Below are 17,721 nucleotides of genomic sequence, written 5' to 3'. Positions count from 1 at the left end.
AATGAAAGTTATTTTCTTACAAGACGTTAAAGGTAAAGGTAAAAAAGGCGAAATTAAAGAAGTACCATCAGGTTATGCCCAAAACTTCTTGATTAAAAAGAATCTTGCTAAGGAAGCGACAAACCAAGCTATCGGTGAGTTGAAAGGCAAGCAAAAATCTGAAGAAAAACATGCAGCAGAGTTGTTGGCTGAAGCGAAGCAAGTTAAAGAGCAACTTGAAAAAGAAGAAAATCGTCTTCAATTTACTGAGAAGGTCGGACCAGACGGACGTACTTTTGGTTCAATTACAGCCAAAAAGATTGCAGAAGGACTTCAAAAACAATTTGGTATAAAAGTTGATAAACGTCATATTGAACTTGAACATCCTATTCGTGCGATTGGTCTGATTGAGGTTCCTGTAAAGCTTCATAAAGAAGTGAGCGCACAAATTAAACTTAACATCAAAAATAGTGCTGAGTAATTCGTTGACACTATAAGTAAATCTTGTAAAGGAGGGAATAATTGTGGCAGAGGCTCAAGAATTACGAGTACAACCTCATGATTTAGTAGCGGAACAGTCTGTTCTAGGGGCTATTCTCATTAACCCGGAAAAGTTGATTACAGTTCGAGAATTTATCGAAGCAGACGACTTTTACAAGTATTCCCATCGTGTCATTTTTAAAGCAATGGTAACGCTGTCGGATCGAAATGATGCCATTGATGCCACGACAGTACGTACCATTTTAGATGACCAAGATGACCTCCAAAATATAGGGGGTATTTCTTATCTTGTAGATTTGGTCAATAGTGTCCCAACATCCGCAAATGCTGAGTACTATGCTAAGATTGTGGCTGAGAAAGCCATGCTTCGACGTATTATAAATAGGCTGACAGAGACTGTCAACCAAGCATATGAGGGCGCAACGGAATCTGATGAAATTATTGCGAATGCTGAGAAAGCCTTGGTTGATGTTTCAGAGCATAGTAATCGTAGTGGTTTCCGCAAAATATCTGAAGTTCTTGACGTCAATTTTAATACCTTGGAGATGCGTTCTCAGCAAACATCAGATGTTACTGGATTACCAACAGGTTTCCGTGACCTTGACAAGATTACAACAGGTTTACACCCTGATCAATTAATTATTTTAGCAGCTCGCCCCGCAGTTGGTAAAACAGCCTTTGTGTTGAACATTGCTCAGAATGTTGGCACCAAGCAAAATAAAGCTGTTGCAGTCTTTTCATTAGAGATGGGTGCAGAAAGCTTGGTTGATCGTATGTTGGCAGCTGAAGGGATGATTGATTCTCATGCTTTACGTACAGGTCAATTGACAGAGCAAGATTGGAATAATGTTATGATTGCTCAAGGAGCACTGGCTGAGGCACCGATTTACATAGATGATACCCCTGGTATAAAGATTACTGAGATTCGTGCACGGTCCCGTAAATTGTCACAAGAAGTAGAGGGTGGTCTTGGTCTCATTGTGATTGACTACTTGCAGTTGATTACAGGTACGCGACCAGAAAATCGCCAACAAGAGGTTTCAGATATTTCAAGACAGTTAAAAATCCTGGCCAAGGAGCTCAAAGTTCCTGTAATTGCCTTGAGTCAGTTATCTCGTGGGGTTGAACAACGTCAGGACAAACGTCCAGTCTTATCTGATATCCGTGAGTCAGGATCTATCGAGCAGGATGCCGATATTGTCGCCTTCTTGTATCGTGATGATTACTACCGAAAAGAGGGTGAAGAACCAGAAAATGCGATTGAAGATAATACCATCGAAGTTATCCTAGAAAAAAACCGTGCTGGTGCGCGTGGAACAGTCAAGTTACTATTCCAAAAAGAATACAATAAATTTTCATCGATTGCTCAGTTTGAGGAATCATAATTTTCAGATTTAAGGAGATATATATATGAGTGATGCATTTGCAGATGTTGCTAAGATGAAAAACATCAAGGAAGCTATTAAGTCACATGAAGGTCAGCTAGTAGAATTGACCCTAGAGAATGGGCGTAAACGTGAAAAGAATAAAATTGGTCGATTGACAGAAGTTTATCCATCATTGTTTATTGTTGAATATCAAGACTTCAGTTCCCAAGCAGGAGCTATTAATAATAGTTATGTTGAATCTTACACTTATTCAGATATTTTGACTGAGAAGACTCTCATTCGTTATTTGAGTCCTGAGGAACAAGCTGAAATCGAAAATAAATAAGAAAAAGCCTTTACTTGGGCTTTTTTTCGTGGTAAAATATTTAAGTATGTGAAATAATAGCAGGATAAAATGAAGCTCGTCAACAGGAAGTCGGCTAGAAAAGTAACCTTTGCTGTTTGGGCGAAGTCTTTCTGAACGAATCAGGTTTATCTAAAACGTTATTTCCTAAAAATATTTTTTATAGGAGGACATTATTAATGTCACGTTATACAGGTCCATCATGGAAACAATCACGTCGCCTTGGTTTCTCACTTACAGGCACAGGTAAAGAATTGGCACGTCGTAACTACGTACCAGGTCAACACGGTCCAAACAACCGTTCAAAACTTTCAGAATACGGTTTGCAATTGGCTGAGAAACAAAAACTTCGTTTCTCATACGGTTTGGGTGAAAAACAATTCCGTAACTTGTTCGTACAAGCTACTAAAGTTAAAGGTGGAACACTTGGTTTCAACTTTATGGTTCTTTTGGAACGTCGTCTTGACAACGTTGTTTACCGTCTTGGTCTTGCAACTACTCGTCGTCAAGCACGCCAATTCGTAAACCACGGTCACATCCTTGTTGATGGTAAACGTGTTGATATCCCTTCATACCGCGTTGAAGTTGGTCAAGTAATCTCAGTTCGTGAAAAATCAGCTAAGGTTCCTGCTATCCTTGAAGCAGTAGAAGCTACTATCGGACGTCCAGCATTTGTATCATTCGATGCTGAAAAACTTGAAGGTTCATTGACACGTCTTCCAGAACGTGATGAAATCAACCCAGAAATCAACGAAGCACTTGTCGTTGAATTCTACAACAAAATGCTTTAATTTTAAGATTATTGTATCGAAAAGCCTGTTGTTATGGGCTTTTTTGTTTGTCTTAAATCATTGATTTCTAGGTTTGTTCAGTTACAAGTTTCCTAAAGCTATTTCATAGAATGAGACGGCTTTTTGTTTTCGAATATTAAAAAGACCCCTAGTCTGATACAAGTGACTAAGGGATTCGTAACATGATGACAGATGATTTTGAGGTATAAATTATTTATTATCCAATCCGCCTTCAAAATCTGCTGAAACGTTTGAAACGTAGTTGGTGAAGTAGCTTTCAAAATCTTTTTTTAGTTGGTCGTACTCCTCTTCGGAGTAATCTTTATCCTCTATATAAGCCTGAAATCTAGGAATTCCCAAATCTTTTTGGAGACGTTGGATTACTTCTGTCTTTGTCATAAGAACCTCTCTTTCATTCTTTATTTTACCATATTTCAAATTGTATGAAGCATACATGTTGTTTTAAAAGTTTACTTTTGATATACTGTCAAAGTTATTTAAGAAGGAGGCTACTATGTCTATTATTACACTAATCTTAGCTGGGATTGTTGCTTTGGAGCATCTCTATATCATGTATTTGGAAACTTTTGCGACACATTCAGACATGACTAGTCGTGTTTTCAATATGAGTAAAGAAGAACTTCAACGTGATTCTGTTACAAACTTATTTAAAAATCAAGGGATCTACAATGGTTTGATTGCTGTATTCCTCTTGTATGGGATTTTCACAAGTAGTCAGCTACTTGTAACTGTTTTTGTACTCAATGTTTTCTTTGCTGCTATTTATGGTGCTATGACTGCAAATAAGAAAATTATTTTAACTCAAGGTGGACCCGCAATCTTGACCTTACTTTCACTTATCATTTCCTTATTTTAAGGTTTTTATTGTAAAAGAAAAAGCTGCTTTAACTGTTGAAATGGTTTGCAGCTTTTTATGCTTTTGAAGTTGTTTTATTGTGGAATAAATCGTAGAAGAAAATCTGTCATTTCTCGGGGGGATTCTTTCTTTCCTTTATTTATCCAGGCTTGACAAGCACCAAAAATAGCGTGTGCAAAATAAATACTGGCATAGTCTTTCTCAAATCCTTTTAGAGATCTTTCTTCAGCAGTAGGGACAATGAAGTCCTCAGCTATCATACGCTGAAGTTTATGTATCAGAAAATCTTGAATTTCTTTTGATCCATTGGTAGACAAAAGAGCTGATAGGAGTTTTTCACGAGTAAGAAATTCAAAGATTTCGAGGAAGGCTCCCTCCTTCTTTCCTTCGTATTTATCGAAGATATACTCTAGTTTATGGAAAAGCTCTTTCTGATAACTATCAATCATTTCATACTTATCTTTGTAGTGGGTATAAAAACTTGAACGGCTAATCCCAGCTGTTTGAACCAGACGAATGGTAGTAATATCATTGAAATCTTGGTTTTTTAAGCATATTACTAAAGCGTCTAAAAGAGCTTTTTTAGTTTGAGCTCGCCTTTGATCTTTTGACATACAAATCTCCTTTTATACACTTTTAGACTATGTGTCCAAAAACTAATTGTTTAACATTGATTTTCATGTAAATGAGTTTATAATTGATTATATCATAAAAATAAACACAATGTCTAAAAAGGAGAAATATGTTAGCAGAATTAAAGGCGCTTCTTAAAAGTCCAAAGCTCTGGATAACTATTATTGGTGTCTCATTGATACCCGCTTTATATAATCTAATCTTTTTATCTTCTATGTGGAATCCTTATGGAAATGTAAAGCATCTACCAGTAGCCGTAGTGAACAAAGATAAGAGCGCTAGTTTCCAGAATAAAACTCTAAATATTGGTCATGACATGGTAGACAATATGTCTAAAAATAAAAATCTAGACTATCATTTTGTGACTGAAAATGAAGCCAAAAAAGGAATTGATGATGGTGATTACTATATGGTAATCACTTTTCCAGAAAATCTCTCAAGTAATGCAGCAAGTCTTTTGACAAATGATCCTAAGAAACTTGAAATTTCTTATCAGACAACAGCAGGGCATAGCTTCGTTTCTTCAAAAATGAGCGATTCTGCCATGTCTAAGTTAAAGGATACCGTTTCTAAAAATATTACGTCAACTTATGTTGGAGCTGTCTTTAAGAGTATGTCTCAACTTCAGGGTGGTATGGGAACTGCGGCGAATGGAGCTAGTCAATTATATGCAGGTGCAGGCGCACTTCAGTCTGGGAGTCAGACTTTATCAAGTGGTTTAGGAACTCTTGCTGGTTCTACACAGACATTGGCTACAGGTGTTGATACCTTGAGTTCAGGTGCATCTGCCTATACTTCAGGTGTGTCAACTTTGTCAGGTGCTCTGTCACAGTTAAACGCTAACTCTGAGGCTGTTAATTCTGCTGCAGGTCAATTTGTATCAGGAGCAGATGCTATGAGTACCTTAGTTACTGGTGCAGATTCTTTGTCAAGTGCACTCAATCAAATGGCTACGGCAACAAGTTTATCTGAAGAACAGCAAGCACAGTTGTCAACCTTGTCAACTAATTTAACCGATTTAAATACAGCAATTCAAAATCTCAATACAGCGGTAAGTAACACATCATTACCTAGTGGAACATCAACAACATCAGTAGATACAAGTTCAATAGCGACTTATCTTTCAAATATTTCTTCTGCGGCTAGTTCTATAGCTACAGCTAGTGCCACTGACAAAGCGAATGATTTGGCTGCGGTACAAGGAACAGCTGCTTATCAAAGCTTGACGGCAGATCAACAAGCAGAGATTACATCGGCAATTAGTAACGCAGGATCTACGGCTAGTAGTTACGCTTCAACTATTGCATCAGAAGTGTCAAGCATGTCAACAGCCTTATCTAGCTTGACAGGTACGACAACAACTAGTAGCGGAGATTCAAGTAGTTTAGCTTCTCTACAAACATCTATCTCAGGCATTGCAAGTTCGGCGAATGCACTTCTTCCTGTAGCTTCATCAACGGTATCATCAATGCAAGCTAATATTGCTAATGTCAATTCGGTACTTGTCAATCAATTATCACCAGGAGCAACTCAAGTGGCATCAGGTGTGTCAACAGCTCAAAGTACTCTAGCAACAGGTGCAAGCTCACTTTCAACTGGTTTGTCAACTTATACTGGTGCTGTGTCAACGATTGCCAGTGGTGCTCAAACTCTAGATGCTAACAGTAGTAGTTTAATGACTGGTTTTGCTACTCTTCAGAGTGGTACAAGTGCTCTCAATACAGGGGCTCAACAATTAGCAACTGGAGGAAATACCTTAACAAATGGGTTGACAAGTTTGTCAACTAACCTTTCCACATTGTCTGATTCATTAAACAAGGCTAATCAGCAACTCTCTCTTGTATCTGTAAACTCAGACAATGCAAAAATGGTGAGTGCTCCACTCAAAGAGAAGAAAACTGATAAGGATAAGGTTGACACTAATGGTGTGGGAATGGCTCCATATATGATTTCTGTTTCTCTTATGGTTGTTGCTCTTTCAACTAATGTTATCTTTGCTAAGAGCTTGACAGGAAGAAAATTTACGGGCCGTTTTGATTGGGCTAAGAATAAGTTACTTATCAATGGTATTATTACAACTATGGCTGCTATTGCGCTTTATATTGCCATTCGATTTGTGGGAGTTGAACCAAATCATCCATTAGCTACATTTGGTATGATTTTCCTTGCAGCATGTACTTTAATGGCGCTGGTTACAGCCCTTGTAGGTTGGAATGATAGATATGGCGCATTTGCTTCCATGATTATGCTGCTTTTGCAACTAGGGTCTAGTGCAGGGACTTATCCAATTGAACTTAGTCCTAAGTTCTTTAAGGTCATCCAACCATTCTTACCAATGTCCTACTCGGTATCAGGTCTTCGTCAAACTATTTCAATGACAGGACAGATCTCAGATCAAGTACGTATGTTATTCATTTTCTTACTTATTTTTGTAGTTGTAGGTATTATTATTTATAGACCAAAGTCTGAAAATGAATAAACTAAAGGCCAGCTCTAATGTGAGCTGGCTTTTTATGTTATTCAACAGTTATATCACCGAGGTCTGAGGTAATGGTTAGTGAGTTATCCTTTGAGATTTTAAGGTTATTTGTGATGTCTACCTCTCCTGAATGACTATCGGCTTGAACATTGAGCGTGTAATCTTTAAGAGCTAGTTCAATATCACCAGATGTAACATCAAGTTTATTGTGACCATTGAAAATTAGGTTATCTCCAGAGTAATCTCCCATTGCAATAGATAAATCTGAGTTAGTAAAAAGTGTATGATTACTATCAACACTACCAACATCAAGGTTAGCTTTTAGGTTGCTGACAATCATTTTAGTAAAAGTTAGGTCCCCTACATTTAGATTGATATCTGCTTGTTTGATGGTGCTATTACTTAAATCTAGATTTCCAGTTGCTAAATCAACCTTTAAAAAATCAATCGTTTGTTTTTTAGGGAGTGTAATGACAATGGTTTTATTTCTGACTTCCTCGTTGAGAGTAGAAAGCTTTACTAAATCTTTTAATCCGAAAAAGTTAATATGTTTGTTAGAAGTTGAATCTAATTCAGAGTTGCTATCATTGATAGTCAATTGACCATCCTTTACAGATGTGTCAATTGGATTTTTTGTTTTTTGGTAGTAAGAAAGCGTTGCTTTGTCAACATCACCATTTTTTATAAGCACATTGTAGTTACTACTTTTAATATCAATTTTATTGAAGTCCTCAACTTCTTTCTTGACATAATCTTGCTCACTTATAGTTTGATTTTGTAAATCTGTTAAGCCACCTTGGCTATAACCCCAAGCTACTAATCCTCCTCCTAAAAATAGAGAGATAAGAGACACTCCGAGGACAATCTTTTTCCAAGTTTTCATGATTTTCTTCCTTTCTTGATGAGCCATTTAATCAATAGGGTAATTAGCTTTACAATAAGTTTACAGATTTCAAATGAAATCAAAAGCAGTAAGAGTGCTCCTCCAAACATCAATAGACCTAGACCTACTCCAAACAGTGTTGAAGCTAGTGAAATATTTAAGAGAGAGAAGCTTGTAAAGAAAGTGTAAACACCACTAATGAGCAAGGCAAAAGTAAGAGCTAAGGCAGTCACTATAACTGCAAAAATAATCAAAATAAGTGTCAATAGAATAGCTAGGAAGAATAGTAGAATTGGTAAGGCGACTGGACTGGCTAAAACAGCTAGAATCGCAATCCAGAGGATAGTTGTTTTATTACGTAAGCTACTCTTTTCCTCAATAATCTTTTCGTCTAGAAGACGACTAATGACTTCATGTGCTGCTTCCTTAGGTGTACCCAGTTCTGCAATAACCCGAGCTTCATTCTCAGGTCCAGCCTCTTCAAAATATTCCATGAAATATTCGAGGGCCTCTTCATAGTCCTTTTGTGGTAATTTTCGTAGATATTTTGTTAATTTGGCTATATATTCAGTCCTTGTCATGTCTTAATCTCCCTTCTACAATACCATCCATAGTTTCTTTGTAAGTTAACCATTCTTCATTAAGAAATTGAAGTTGATTTTTTCCCTCTTGGGTAATACTATAATATTTACGTTTACGCCCTTGATACGCTTGGCTATAGGTGGTCATATAGCCTGCTTTTTCAAGCTTTTTTAGAATAGGATAAAGTGTTGACTCCTTGATATTAGCTGCAAGCTTTATGGTTTGACTAATCTCATAGCCATAAGAGTCTTCTCTATCGATAATAGCTAGTATTAGGAACTCTATCAGGATTGACGATGTTGGAAAATACATAGTGTGCTCCTTTGCTTTTAGATATGTATAAAAATTATATATAATTATTTTACACATTGAGTGTATCTCTTTTAGAAAGATATGTCAATATTTTATATATAAAAATTTTATATAATAGGGTTATCTTCTTTTTTATGATAATATGAAGTCAAGGAGTTCTTATGACTATTAAAGATAAACTAGCTCATTACGAGCCGAAGCCACTAGGGGAGAAAGGACGCTATGCAGTGCTTTTACCCTTGATATATGATATAAAAACTGATAAGTATCAAATCCTTTACCAAGTACGAAGTGAGCATATTTCTCAACCAGGTGAGGTCTCTTTTCCTGGTGGCCGTGTCGAAGATGGTGAGACTTTTCAAGAAGCTGCTATACGAGAAACGTGTGAGGAACTAAACTTAATTCCTGATCAAATTGACATTTGGGGAGAGCTTGATTATCTGATTCATCAGGGGAGAACCATCCATTGCTTTGTTGGAAAGATAAATATAGAAAATTGGGAGGATATTCATCCAAATGAAGAGGTGAAACGGTTGTTTACAGTTTGTGTTGACACTTTGTTGACAGAAGATCCGATTTATTACAAAGTCACTTCTACTTTGAGTGATGCGAAAGGTTTCCCATTTTTCCTCGTAAAAAACAGAGAAAAATATAATTTTGGGTACAGTGAACGTCATATTCCTTTTTACAGGAATTTGACAGAGAATATATGGGGGATGACAGCTATGTTTACACATAGATTTACAGATATTTTAAAAGGCTTAGAGTAAAAATAAAAGATCAACAATAATATGTTGATCTTTTATTTTTACTATGAATTACATTGTTTAATTGCTACCAAAGGAGTGAAATTTATTTCTGAGACATAAGTCTAGAGTATTCCTAAAATGATTTTCAAAATTAATATCGAAGCTTTTAGCTAGGTGGTCAACTTCAGAGTAGCCAAGATTTTTTTGTTTCATTTGTGTCATTCCTATACTAAAAGGGGAGTACTATGTAGATAGAGGCTGTTATGCTTTGGTGTTATTCTGCCTAAGATTGATGATTCTATTAATCTTTCTTAGGGAGTTACCTATGTTGAAGAGAAGGTAAAGCATATAACTATAAATAGTAAAGCTCCAAAAATCTGGGACAATACTGAGACTATAGACAAATAGGACTGTTGCACTAACAAAAATTAGACAGCTACATATTATTGAAAGTAGAGGATATCCTTTTGAAAATAATAGGCTTTCTATGATTAAGGCAAAAGCAGGTAGTAACAGAGTTAGAATGATAATAATAAAGATGAAGCGTTGTGTATCATCTAGCATCAAGTTACCCAATGATTTACCTAGGTAAAAACGAGAATCACTCCCCCCCGGATAAATCAATTCTCTTGTCAAGGGACTAACTAGGATTAGGGTGTCAAATAGTGAGAAAGCCGCCCATCTCCAAATAGGGAAAGCCCATTCTTCCTCAGATAATTCTCTCTGAGTTTTTTCTTCAGTTAATTCTAATTTGATTGCCATCAATATGTACCTCTTTTGGAAAGTCGTTATTTTGATTTAAGATATACCATCCATCTGGTAGTTCAGAGTTTTTAAGTACCTGTTCTAATTGCGAATGTAAGTCAATTTCTTTAGTCGTGGAACCAGAAGGAAAACTCAATTGAACAGTAAGTTGTTTGTTTCGTAGAGCATCTTTAAGTGAAAAATCATAATAGCCACCTAGGGCCTTAGAATGTCCCCTCTCATAAGTATAGAGTGTCGTGTATGGTACAGGTTCTATCTGAACAATAATATTTTTTAAATCTTTTTCGGTACTTAAAGCTTTAGAGATATCATTGATAAATTTTTGATTTCTAGGGTTGATTTTAATAGACTTTTTAACAAAATCGTCCCAATATTCCCTTTCATCAGGTAAAATCTTATATTCACTATTTTGGCGATTAAAATCTGAGTCGCTTTCTGTTGGGCTGGCAATGTAAGGATAGAGTAAATCTTGAATATGGAGAGGCAGTTGAGTCTTTACATGTGCTGTTTTGTTATTAATAGTCTCTTGATAATCAATATGGAAAATCAGGTAATGTTTAACCTCATCTTCTTCATTCATACGATAAGTAATTTTATCTGCCCATCCGATACCAGTTATTTGTATCTTTCCTTGAAATCCACGAGTTTTATAAAAACCTTTAATATTTTCTTGAGCATTGTAATAGAAAAAGATAGCAATCATGGTCAATAATAAAATCAGGGGCATAGTAATTTTAAGGTATTTGAAGCTATTTTTTACCATCTTAGTTCTGACTCTCCTTAACTAGTAGGTTGTAATCTTTTTGACTTTTAACTTCCTCGAGGCGTCCAGTAGTTGTGTTAGTGCTTGTAAAATACCAATAAATATCCTCCTTATCTGGTGTTAACTCTTTTTGCAGTTTAATAGCATCATCCAGATTAAGTGAGTCAGTTGTTACGATGATTAAGCTAAATCTTTTTTTGAGCGATTGGTCACTATATTTGTTGTCATCTTGATTTTTGTAATCAGCAAAATTTCTTTCTTTGGTCCAGATAAGGGGCATGGAGTTGATAGTGAGGGGATAATCTTTATAACCTACAGAAAAATTATCCTTTGAAAGGAGATAGCGGTAAGGTTTAGCAAATCCGTAGTATTGACTGACTCTTTCTGGTTTGGTTTTAGTTGCCTTATGGGTGCGTAAATTGACATAGAATACTTTTTTGTTGTCATAGGATGAAAATTTCACAAACTCATCCCGACCATCGGAGTACATGGTATCATCCATGGAACCAGGATCATCATATCCTAGTTTCTTAGCAAGGCCTAGTACATTAATAGTATGTCCTTTTCCAGTATCTTTACCAAGCTGATAATAGTGAATAATATCATAATTTTTAGAGTCCTTCTTGTTTTTAGATAGTTTATACCTAGATTCTTGGAAGGCTAGATAGGTGCGACCAACGGCTAATTGACTTCTTTCCAGTGATTTTTCATTTCCAAACTTAACACCTAAAACGTTAAAGTTTCCAATTTTGACGTTTTGAAAGGATGTTACAGTAACTTTTTTGTTAGTATAGTCGTAAAGTCTATCGTCTAAGGAATAAGCGGCCTGAATTCTATAACCATAGCGAACGAATGTACCTGTAAGTAGAATGGTTATAAAAATAAGGAGATAAACATGCCACATACGCCATCTAAATGTTTCTATTTTTGTCATAGGAACTCCTCTTTGAGTAATAGAAAAACCATGAAAATCTTATTTTCATGGTTTTTAATTCAATTATTTTACCTCATCTGAAATTAAATATTATCTTGGTCAAAATTATGAGATTTTAGTTGAAATAGAAGAGGTTGATTACTTCGATACGGACTTTAGCAGAGCATCTCATCGACTTTCTTTGGCTGAAATAACTGAAATTGTTAAATATCAAAGTATGGGACAATGTTTGAAGCAATTACCAGAAGGCATAGGAAAAGGTGAAAGGGAATATTGGGAAAACAACTATAAAATAGATAGATAATGGGCTATTTTGATTGTTCACGGGAACCAAAATCTGATATTGCTTTTGCGGATATGAGATCTTTCTATACTAGTGTTGAGTGTGTGGAACGTGGATTGCATCCTTTAAGGACCTCGCTTTGTGTGATGATTAGAGCAGATAATTCAAACGGATTTATCTTAGCTTCCTCTCCAATGTTCAAGAAAGTCTTTTGAGCACCACAAGAGGCGAAGTCACAAACTCCGCCTCCTTCTACATATTTTTTGTTGTAATAGAATATTTTATTTGAAATATCAAGACTTATGCTTGATAAAGCTAGAAAACTTACCCTTTTCCAGCAAGAATATCTGATACTTTATACAATCCTGGGGAATATGTCCGACCAAATAGTTTTTTCGTCAAGGCATTAAACGTATAATGGTCATCTAAAATCAAGACTTCGTCATACGTTTTTAAGAGTGCAATAAAGTCATCATCTGTTAAATTGGAACCATCTCTAGTATCGATATGTTCATTGCCGAGGTAATAACTTGTTGCGCTGTCGCTGTATGATGCCATTAAATCTAAAAATTCTTGGTCAACCGACACAAAATTTTCTCTGGCATCAACATTGACATCCCACAGATAATAACGACTAGCATATTGGACAAAATAATTATCTACATTCTCCTTATCTGCTGTTACAACCAAAATTCTATCCGTTGACGAATTACTCTGACTTCCAGTAAACTGATGAATTTCTTTTACGACCTTGTTTGTTTCCTGATTGTTATTGTAAACAATGCTATTATTTTCTGACAAGAACATTCCAATGGCATAAACTGTCAAAACAAGGCTCGCGTATTGGTACAAGTGTTTATTAAATAAGCTCTTGTAAGACCTAGCATTACGTTTACTAATGATTTTTTCATACAGACACTTGTCCATTACCCATGCTAAAGCCATGGTCAAACAACCAAAAGCAAAGATAACGATGCTCGAAGCATAGCGCTCAAATCCTGCTAATTCTAACGCTTCATCAGTCGGCATTGCTGTCAGATACATGAGTAAAATGCCAATATAGTAAGTCACAATCGAAATATCAACAAATCCCCAAGTCAACAAGACAAATTTCTTATATTTCAAACGAATACCAATCACAATAAAGGCAATCAGCATAATCAGATTGATTATCAAAATTCCATTGCTTGCCAAACTGTCAAACGTAAACACCGATTTGACAAAAAGAGTGATAATTTTTTGTGGGTCGCCTGACAGATTTCCAGTCAATACCTGATCAAGTTCTGACATGGACACCGCATGCTTGGCACTTGAGGCATTTGGGAAATTATCCGTCACATGCTTTTGCCAAATAACAAAAGGAAGACAGCTGACTAGCAAGGTCATTATGAGCAGCACTAGTGCTTTTAAACGTGCTCTTTTACGAACAAGTAAACGCACAATACAAACCACATAAACTACTAAAACGAGAGCGACAAAGAAAAGTCCACTTACTTTGACGATACTTAATAATCCAAGAATTACCGCCGTATTTAGCGACAAAAGCCAGAAACGATTACGATAGACAAAACAACCTGCTATGGCTGCCAAGGCCAAGGCCGGAAGCAGAAAATCAACCAGCAAATTATTTAATCGAATAGCAACGTTGAACGTATTAAAAACAGCAAACGAAGCAAAAATCATGCTAACCATTAAGACACGTCGATCATCACGAAGTGCCGCAAACATGGCATAAAGACTGGATGCAATCAAGAAAAATTGCCCGACCAACATACTACCTTCTGAAAAGCCTACGATAGTCGTGAAAAAATAAATGAAAAGTGAACTTCCAACAGGATAGGTATAATAACTAATAATCGTATCCTGCTGTGTTGGCAAAGCATTATTGATATGGAAAAATTTTACAATCGTTGCCCAATGCGTAAAATTATCATAATGTAAAAGCGGTGAATGCCAGAGCGTTATTCCAAACAAAAGCAAATAAGCCATCATTCCAAGCGCAATATAATCAAGTCTCCTAAAGCGATATTTCTTTTTCCATACCGCCCAAAGATAATAAAGACTCAAAAGACAGCCCAAAACAGAAATGGCATACACGGTCTGCAACATAAAGCCTAACAAACTACCAAGGTACAATACCAATGTAATGACTGAAAATGTAAACACCCATGTCAGACGGCGATTCATCTTCACAGTATTACGGAAAAAGGCATTGTACCCCATGGTAATCACAAAGAACAACAGTAATCTAGCAATACTAATCATACTCTCCCTCTCCATTCATTTGCTAAGGCTTTAAAAGCAGGTAAGCTATCCAAATCCGCTAAATTGGTAACTCGATAAAGCGATTCGTCTCTATCAGTATCATAGGACACAAAAGTCAACTGAATTGGCAAATCTTTGTAGGTAAATGCGACATTCGGTTCTTTTTTAGTATTTGTCAATTTTCCAGAAAATGTCATGTAATAATAATCTGTCTTTCTAAGCTGGCATTTTTTTCCAGCAACCTGAACCTCTTCATTGACACGAACTTTCGGAAAAGCTACTTGGTCATAGGCTGAAACAGGACGTTCATTATTTTGGAAACGTTGACTAAAGTTCTCAAATAAATCATCCCATGTTGTCATCCAAGGGTCTTTTTCCTTCGGAAGATTGTAATTAATGCGGTCATAAATGTACTGATAAAATTCGCGCTTATCAGCTTCAGGAACTTCTGAAAATTGAACGCCGTAGCGCCAACCATTATCAATCGCAAAAACACGAACAACATGACCTTTTACCCTCGCATGGTAATCACGTGATTGCAAATTAAGCGTCAGTTCTTTTTCTTTCGGCAAATACAATGGTAAATCCGTATAGAATGAAATCCCCGTTTCTGAAATATCACAGACTCTCACTTGGTAAGAATCATCATCAACCTCAATAACCATAGCTTCATCAACAGTAAAACGCTCACTTGAGCGATAAATCGGACGACCAAGCGCACAGAAAATCGCAAAGGTCAAATTGATGATATGATAAATCAACCAAAAACTGATAATACTTCCATAAAAAAGCTCTGAACCAAATTTTCCATAGTTAAAAGTCACCAAACCATAAACGGCTAATCCCCATAAAACAAGATAAGGAAGCGCATAAAGGTACAACGTCCACGACGTATAATTTCCCTTACGTGTCACCTTAAATTTTTTATTGCTAATGCCAAAGGACTCCAACATCATGGGAATAAACAAATACGGAGCAAAAATCGTTTCCACAATTTCTCCCCAAACCTGTGTTTGGTATTGTTTTGAGACTTCTCGCATTGACAAGCGTGTCAAGGCGAAACTTGGCAACCAGAATAGGAACAGTAGCCAGATATTTGACACCACCACACGCACATGGAAAACCGTATATAAAATCGGTGCCAAGATATACAATAACCGTCTAAAGAAAGACCACCAATAAAGATAGCCATTAATATAAACAATTCTTTGCCCCATTGTCAATTTGGGATTAAAGAAGATATTCATATTGTAGCTACTGCGAATAACGCCACGTCCCCAGCGCACGCGCTGTTTGATGACACTCTTCAAATCTGTCGGCGTTAACCCGCTAGCCATTGGACTTTTCGTCGAATAATTTACATAACCAGCCGCATTTATCCGAACACCTAGCTCGAAATCCTCCGTAATGGTATCTGTCGGAAAACCACCAACATCTTCAATCGCCTTGCGGAAAATAAGCGTATTAGACCCCGTATAAAGCGCTGCACCGTGCGAATTATTGAAAACATTAATTTCTTTGGAAAAGAAATCTTGTTCGTTTGGTAAGGTTGATTCTGAAAACAAGTTAAATTGGAAAATATCAGCATTGTAAAAACTTTGTGGCGTTTGAATCAAACCAACTTTTGACTTATCATAATCGTCACCATTTTCATAAGCCTCAACTTGTTCAACAAAATAAGGCACAGTTTCCAACAGGAATTCACGATAAGGAATCATATCCGCATCAAATGTCGCCACCAAAGGTGATGACGTCTGACGTAAAGCATTATTGTAGTTTCCTGATTTGGCATCTTTATTATCCGCCAAACCAAAATAACCAACACCAAGCTCATCAGCCAATTTGGCAACTTCTAGACGATTGGTATCATCACAGACGTAGATATGCACCTTAGACTTATCAGGATATTCCATAAAAGTGCAGGCATTAATCGTCTTATAAAGCAACTCTGGATCCTCATTATGCGTTGCAATCAAAACATCCACATCTGGGTAACGCTCCTTAGCAATCTCAGGCTTTTCAAGCTCAAAGTCCTTTTGCTTATTCCAAATGAGAATGTAGCCTGTAATGGCTGAAACTACCTCACTTCCCCACAATAAAATCCCAAAGATCAGCGCAAACCATGAATCATGCCACGGGATAGTCGCCACCAAACGCCAAGTTAAATAAAAGGCAGTCGTTACAAATGCAACGAAATAGAGTATCCTCTTACTAGTCTTCATTCTCACCTCCACTAAAAATCAAATGTTTTTGCACAAAATAACTGACAATGAAAAGTGTACCGTCAACTAAAATCTTCACCAATGAAATTGGCAGCGTCGTCAAGGCATTTCCTAGAACTGTAACCAATAAACTTGACAAAACAATCTGTACTACCACCAAAGTGAAGTATTTTATCGCACTATTTGATTGACCTCGTTTAAAGACCACCTTACGATTCAAGGTGAAATTAACAACAGATGATATCACACGCGCTAAAATCGAAGCTAACGTCACCGCACTAAAACTTAATCCATTAAACAAAGAAATTAAAATCGTAAAAGCAACAATATCAACCAAGAAGGAAAACAATGATGAAAAAATGTACTTGAAGAAAACCTTGTAAATTCTAATCGAGTCACGAATCACATCAAAATGCGACGACTGATTTTCATCCAAATAAATCGTTGCAATGCCAACTTCACAAATCGGAATATTGTCCTCTTTTGCCTCAAGTAACATATTCATCTCAAATTCATACCGTTCACCTTCCACGGTTAAGAGTTTTGGCAACCATGACATAGGAATCACACGAAGCCCCGTTTGCGTATCAGAAACGTTCACACCTGTCATAGCCCCCAAGACGTCTCTTGTCAATAAATTTCCAAATTTACTACGTAAAGGAACAGATTTTTCAAATGTTCTAACACCCAGCACCAAACTATCAGGATGTTGCAAAAATTCAGCCAAACATTTCATCATGTCTTCGTAGGTGTGTTGACCATCAGAATCAATCGTCACAATTCCTTTGGCATTAGGAAAATTGTCCAAAGTATATGAAATAGCCGTTTTTAAAGCACGACCTTTTCCTTTATTATCAGCATGTCTTTGCAAATGACATGCATAGTTACTCTGCGCTATTGCAAATAACGGTGCAAAGTCAGCTCCACTACCGTCATCGACTAGAATAATGTCAAACATTTGATTTTCCTTAT

Annotated in this window: 18 protein-coding genes and 1 pseudogene; 8 read left to right on the top strand and 11 right to left on the bottom strand. The window is 36.5% G+C overall.

Annotation, left to right across the window (positions count from 1 at the left end; all coding sequences use genetic code 11):
• Position 1 precedes the first annotated feature (1 nt).
• The 4 genes from rplI (at position 2) to rpsD (ending at position 3,002) form a co-directional block, all read left to right on the top strand.
• Positions 2-460 (top strand): 50S ribosomal protein L9, encoded by a 459-nt coding sequence (rplI, locus tag AX663_RS05365; RefSeq protein WP_002885729.1) that lies wholly within the window; start codon positions 2-4, stop codon positions 458-460.
• A 43-nt stretch (positions 461-503) separates the two neighbouring features.
• On the top strand, positions 504-1,865 hold the full coding sequence (gene dnaB, locus AX663_RS05360) for a replicative DNA helicase (protein WP_002892156.1): 1,362 nt from the start codon (positions 504-506) through the stop codon (positions 1,863-1,865).
• A 25-nt stretch (positions 1,866-1,890) separates the two neighbouring features.
• Positions 1,891-2,193, top strand: a complete 303-nt coding sequence (locus AX663_RS05355) for a Veg family protein (RefSeq protein ID WP_002885699.1) — start codon at positions 1,891-1,893, stop codon at positions 2,191-2,193.
• A gap of 197 nt (positions 2,194-2,390) precedes the next feature.
• Positions 2,391-3,002 carry a 30S ribosomal protein S4 gene (gene rpsD, locus AX663_RS05350; RefSeq protein ID WP_002885833.1) on the top strand — a complete coding sequence of 204 codons (612 nt, stop codon included), beginning with the start codon at positions 2,391-2,393 and terminating at the stop codon, positions 3,000-3,002.
• A gap of 210 nt (positions 3,003-3,212) precedes the next feature.
• On the opposite strand, the gene AX663_RS05345 is transcribed toward rpsD, so the two are convergent.
• A complete protein-coding gene (locus tag AX663_RS05345; RefSeq protein WP_003095232.1) occupies positions 3,213-3,401 on the bottom strand; it encodes a hypothetical protein in 189 nt (62 codons plus the stop codon).
• A gap of 115 nt (positions 3,402-3,516) precedes the next feature.
• Here AX663_RS05345 and AX663_RS05340 point away from each other — a divergent pair, with 115 nt between their 5' ends.
• Positions 3,517-3,879: a DUF1304 domain-containing protein gene (locus AX663_RS05340; protein ID WP_037599356.1), complete on the top strand. Its 363-nt coding sequence runs from the start codon at positions 3,517-3,519 to the stop codon at positions 3,877-3,879.
• Positions 3,880-3,953: 74 nt separating this feature from the next.
• On the opposite strand, the gene AX663_RS05335 is transcribed toward AX663_RS05340, so the two are convergent.
• The gene (locus AX663_RS05335) at positions 3,954-4,493 is read right to left on the bottom strand and encodes a TetR/AcrR family transcriptional regulator (protein WP_060972940.1); all 540 of its coding nucleotides are present in this window, start codon (positions 4,491-4,493) and stop codon (positions 3,954-3,956) included.
• A gap of 128 nt (positions 4,494-4,621) precedes the next feature.
• Between AX663_RS05335 and AX663_RS05330 the strand changes: the two genes are divergently transcribed.
• Positions 4,622-6,991, top strand: coding sequence for a YhgE/Pip domain-containing protein (locus tag AX663_RS05330; RefSeq protein WP_060972939.1), 2,370 nt, complete (start codon positions 4,622-4,624; stop codon positions 6,989-6,991).
• Positions 6,992-7,028: 37 nt separating this feature from the next.
• On the opposite strand, the gene AX663_RS05325 is transcribed toward AX663_RS05330, so the two are convergent.
• The 3 genes from AX663_RS05325 to AX663_RS05315 are packed head-to-tail and all read right to left on the bottom strand — an operon-like array spanning position 7,029 to position 8,768.
• Entirely contained in the window at positions 7,029-7,874 is an 846-nt protein-coding gene (locus AX663_RS05325; protein ID WP_082759647.1) for a DUF4097 family beta strand repeat-containing protein, read from the bottom strand.
• The gene (locus AX663_RS05320; RefSeq protein WP_060972937.1) at positions 7,871-8,455 is read right to left on the bottom strand and encodes a DUF1700 domain-containing protein; all 585 of its coding nucleotides are present in this window, start codon (positions 8,453-8,455) and stop codon (positions 7,871-7,873) included. The genes AX663_RS05325 and AX663_RS05320 overlap by 4 nt, the downstream gene beginning before the upstream one ends.
• On the bottom strand, positions 8,442-8,768 hold the full coding sequence (locus AX663_RS05315; protein WP_060972952.1) for a PadR family transcriptional regulator: 327 nt from the start codon (positions 8,766-8,768) through the stop codon (positions 8,442-8,444). The genes AX663_RS05320 and AX663_RS05315 overlap by 14 nt, the downstream gene beginning before the upstream one ends.
• Before the next feature lie 161 nt (positions 8,769-8,929).
• On the opposite strand from AX663_RS05315, the gene AX663_RS05310 reads away from it, so the two are divergent.
• A complete protein-coding gene (locus tag AX663_RS05310; RefSeq protein ID WP_060972936.1) occupies positions 8,930-9,538 on the top strand; it encodes an NUDIX hydrolase in 609 nt (202 codons plus the stop codon).
• A 240-nt stretch (positions 9,539-9,778) separates the two neighbouring features.
• Here the strand turns inward: AX663_RS05310 and AX663_RS05305 are convergent, their stop codons facing one another.
• Genes AX663_RS05305 through AX663_RS05295 form a run of 3 tightly spaced genes read right to left on the bottom strand, consistent with a single transcriptional unit; the run spans position 9,779 to position 11,979 of the window.
• Positions 9,779-10,279: a hypothetical protein gene (locus AX663_RS05305; protein ID WP_037599346.1), complete on the bottom strand. Its 501-nt coding sequence runs from the start codon at positions 10,277-10,279 to the stop codon at positions 9,779-9,781.
• A complete protein-coding gene (locus AX663_RS05300; RefSeq protein ID WP_060972935.1) occupies positions 10,254-11,045 on the bottom strand; it encodes a hypothetical protein in 792 nt (263 codons plus the stop codon). Before AX663_RS05300 ends, AX663_RS05305 begins: the two co-directional genes overlap by 26 nt.
• A gap of 1 nt (position 11,046) precedes the next feature.
• Entirely contained in the window at positions 11,047-11,979 is a 933-nt protein-coding gene (locus AX663_RS05295; RefSeq protein WP_060972934.1) for a hypothetical protein, read from the bottom strand.
• A 303-nt stretch (positions 11,980-12,282) separates the two neighbouring features.
• Between AX663_RS05295 and AX663_RS10355 the strand changes: the two are divergent.
• Positions 12,283-12,474: pseudogene (locus tag AX663_RS10355) on the top strand (DNA polymerase); the annotation flags it as partial.
• A 112-nt stretch (positions 12,475-12,586) separates the two neighbouring features.
• Here the strand turns inward: AX663_RS10355 and AX663_RS05290 are convergent.
• From AX663_RS05290 to AX663_RS05280, 3 genes are all read right to left on the bottom strand, one after another.
• Positions 12,587-14,527: a hypothetical protein gene (locus AX663_RS05290; RefSeq protein WP_060972933.1), complete on the bottom strand. Its 1,941-nt coding sequence runs from the start codon at positions 14,525-14,527 to the stop codon at positions 12,587-12,589.
• Complete coding sequence (locus tag AX663_RS05285) at positions 14,524-16,749, bottom strand: glycosyltransferase family 2 protein (RefSeq protein WP_060972932.1); 2,226 nt, start codon at positions 16,747-16,749, stop codon at positions 14,524-14,526. Before AX663_RS05285 ends, AX663_RS05290 begins: the two co-directional genes overlap by 4 nt.
• A partial coding sequence (locus tag AX663_RS05280; RefSeq protein WP_060972931.1) for a bifunctional glycosyltransferase family 2/GtrA family protein occupies positions 16,739-17,721 on the bottom strand: 983 nt, incomplete at its 5' end. The genes AX663_RS05280 and AX663_RS05285, both read right to left, overlap by 11 nt.

Source organism: Streptococcus sp. CCH8-H5, from assembly GCF_001556505.1.
In the GTDB taxonomy this organism is placed as follows: domain Bacteria; phylum Bacillota; class Bacilli; order Lactobacillales; family Streptococcaceae; genus Streptococcus.
Note: the sequence above shows the minus strand (reverse complement) of the source record. Positions and strands in the feature narration are given on the sequence as shown.